The sequence below is a fragment of the Geminicoccus flavidas genome, assembly GCF_009806515.1.
Classification (GTDB): Bacteria; Pseudomonadota; Alphaproteobacteria; order Geminicoccales; family Geminicoccaceae; genus Geminicoccus; species Geminicoccus flavidus.
The window spans coordinates 1-2292 of the sequence record NZ_WUJP01000802.1; the positions used below are offsets into that span (position 1 = coordinate 1).

General features: G+C 72.3%; 2 protein-coding genes. Both read right to left on the reverse strand.

The window, feature by feature from the left end:
• Nucleotides 1-219 precede the first annotated feature (219 nt).
• On the reverse strand, nucleotides 220-1200 hold the full coding sequence (locus EQG76_RS23080) for a cation diffusion facilitator family transporter (RefSeq protein ID WP_235031523.1): 981 nt from the start codon (nucleotides 1198-1200) through the stop codon (nucleotides 220-222).
• Nucleotides 1201-1288: 88 nt separating this feature from the next.
• Nucleotides 1289-2292, reverse strand: a 1004-nt coding sequence (sppA, locus tag EQG76_RS23085) for a signal peptide peptidase SppA (protein WP_235031522.1), incomplete at its 5' end; no start/stop codon positions are given.

The window sequence follows — 2292 nt, forward strand, 5'->3', positions numbered from 1 at the left end:
CACGTCGACCGACGGCGCCTCGCCCAGGCCCACCAGCCCCTGGTCGGTGAAGATCTCGATGATCAGCTTGGAGGTGCCGGGATAGAGCCCGCCGCTCCACAACAGGGGCGCTTCCAGGGGGATGTTGACCGGGGTGACCTTCAGGCGGGTGATGCGCATCTGGCCTCCATACCGGGCGCGTCCGCCCGTCAATCGCACCGGGCGCTCCCGGCCGGCCCGTCAATCGATCGGAGGCTCGCCCGCCGGCACCGGATGCACGGTCACCTCGGCACCGGCCAGCCGCTCCTCGAGTTCCGCCTCGATAGCATCGGCTACTCGCCGGGCACTGGCCACCGGCATGTCGGCCGCGACCTCGACCTCCAGATCAATGCAGCAGCGGTCGCCGGTCTCGTAGCCATGGAGCTGGTTGACCGCCAGCACACCCGGCTGGGCGGCGGCCAGGGTCTCGACCTGCCGGCGCAGGTCACGCGGCAGCGCCCGCTCCAGGAGGGTCGCCACCGCGTCCCGCCCGATCCGCACCGCCATCACCAGGAGGTAGAGCGCCACGCCGGCGCCCACCAAAGGGTCGAGCCGCTCCAGCCCGTACAGGCCGGCACCCAGCAGCGACAGCACCACCGCGATCTGGGTGAGCAGGTCGCCCTCGTAATGGGCGCGGTCCGCCGCAATCGCGGACGAGGCGGTGAGCCGCACCACGCGGCGCTGGTAGCCAACCAGCACCAGCGTGACGACGATCGATACCAGCATCACCGCGAGGCCCCACCAGCCATGCTGAATCGGGGCGGGATAGACGAACTGCCGGATCGAGATGCTCAGCGCGAACAGGCCGGCACCTGCCACGAACGCCGCCTGGGTCAGGGCCGACACCGCTTCCGTGCGACCCGGTCCCATGTGGCGGCGCGGCTCGGCAGGCGCGCGCGCGGCGCGAAAGGTCAGCCAGATCATGCCGGACGCGGCCAGATCGGCGAAGCTGTCGACGGCGGAGCTCATCAGGGCGGTGGAGCCGGTGGCGATCACCGCCAGCAGCTTGAGCGCTGCCAGTGCCACTGCGGCCAGGACGCTTACCGTGGAGGCGCGCGCGATCAGGCGGCGGCGCCGGTCGGGGCCGCCATCCAGTGCCGGCCCGGACGGCAAGGCTCTCGCCTGCTCCGGCTCGGCCGGCGGGGGCGGTGCCACGGCGGCGGGATCGCTGGGCTCGTTCATGCTCACGCAGGGCCGTTTGCCCCGTTCGGCAGCGTCGATCAAGCCTGTGTGGGCAAAACTGCGCGCGGTTTTCATGAACGGCTCCCCGTCACTCCACCGCAGGCGACGGCAGCGCCATGACGGCCGGCCCACCGGACAGCACGCCGAGACTGCCGCCCACCAGCGTATCGGCCACCGTCAGGCCGCGGCCCAGCCTGCTCAGCAGCCGGAACAGGTCGGCCCGCGGATCGGGCAGGGTCACCAGGCTCACCTCCTGGTCCGGCTGGAGGCCCAGGCGTTCCTTGATCGCTGCGATCGCGTCGGCGAGGCCGCCCAGCCGGTCGACCAGGCCGATCGGCAAAGCCTGCTCGCCGGTCCAGACCCGGCCGCGTGCGACCTCCTCGACCGCCTCGGCGGACAGGCCGCGCCCGGCCGCGACCCGTTGCTTGAACGCCCGGTAGATCGTGTCGACCATCCCGTCGACCTTGGCCTGCTCCGCCGGCGTGTAGGGGCGGTTCAGCGTCCAAAGCTCGGCATTCTCACCGCGGCTGGTGGTGAGCCAGTTGACCTCCAGCCACTCCCACAGGTCCTGGAGGACCGGCTTGCCGGCGAGCACGCCGATCGAGCCGGTAAGCGTCGCGGGGCCAGCCAGGATCAGATCGGCATCCGCGGCGATCCAGTAGCCGCCCGAGCCGGCCACGTCGCCCATGCTGACCACCACCGGCTTGCCCACCTGCTTCAGCCGATCGATCTCGCGCCCGATCGTGGCCGAGGCCACCGCGGAGCCGCCGGGCGAGGCGATCCGGAACAGGACCGCCCGGATGTCGTCGTCCTCCCGCGCGGCGGCAAGGGCACCCGCCACGTCGTCGGCCGAGGCGGTCTGGCCCTGCAGCCCGCCGCTACCGCGCAGGATCGGCCCCACTGCATGGATCACCGCCACCTGCAGAAACTCGCCGTCGGGCCGGCTGCGCGCCCCGTAATCCTCGACCGCCACCCGGCGCCAGCGCGCCGGGCCGGACACGGTGCCCGAGACGGAGCCCCCGTAGAGCCCGTACAGCACCTCGTCCTCGTGCGCGATCCGGTCGATCAAGCCCGCAGCCAGCGCCGCCTCGC

Coding starts and splice junctions, on each gene's coding strand:
- EQG76_RS23080 (WP_235031523.1), bottom strand. CDS start 1,200: ATGAACGAGCCCAGCGATCCCGCCGCCGTGGCACCGCCCCCGCCGGCC.